Below are 580 nucleotides of genomic sequence, written 5' to 3'. Positions count from 1 at the left end.
ATACCATTTCTCTTGTTAATTTACTCAATTATTTGTAAATTGCCTTATGGCAAAACAAATAGACTTACACATTAAAGAGAGCGAATCAGAGCTAAAGGCTCTTATGAATGCTCAAAGCAAGCTGCTGCAGTACCAAAGGGCAAAAGCGTTGTTATTAATCAAGCAAGGTAAGGTAACCTACACCTATCAATTAGCAAAGAAGCTCAAGCGAGAGCGCAAGACCATTTACAATTGGCTTGAGCTATATGCCCAAAAAGGCATAGTTTCCTATTTACAGGTAAAGAGCAGAGGTTCTCGAAGAGAAGAAATTCCAGAACACGTCAAACAGGCGGTGGCAGAACAACTCTCTAACCCATCAACTACCATCACTAGTTATGTTGAGTTACTGGATTGGATAGCGTCCAATTTCGGTATTCTATTAAATTACAAAACACTTTACAGTCATTGTAGAACACACCACCATAGTGTATTGAAAGTGGCAAGGAAATCACATCACAAAAAAGACGAGCAGGCTGTAGAAGTCTTTAAAAAAACTACCAAGCCTGTTTAGCGACATTAGAAACAGTCTAAATAAAGATAA

General features: G+C 37.9%; 1 protein-coding gene. It reads left to right on the top strand.

The features are described from left to right. The first annotated feature begins 46 nt into the window (after positions 1-46). Positions 47-550, top strand: a complete 504-nt coding sequence (locus tag AC1EUY_RS16140) for a helix-turn-helix domain-containing protein (RefSeq protein ID WP_480196581.1) — start codon at positions 47-49, stop codon at positions 548-550. Positions 551-580: the final 30 nt, after the last annotated feature.

Source organism: Maritimimonas sp. 2210JD6-3 (assembly GCF_056591795.1).
This window is presented reverse-complemented; position numbering and strand designations above follow the sequence as displayed.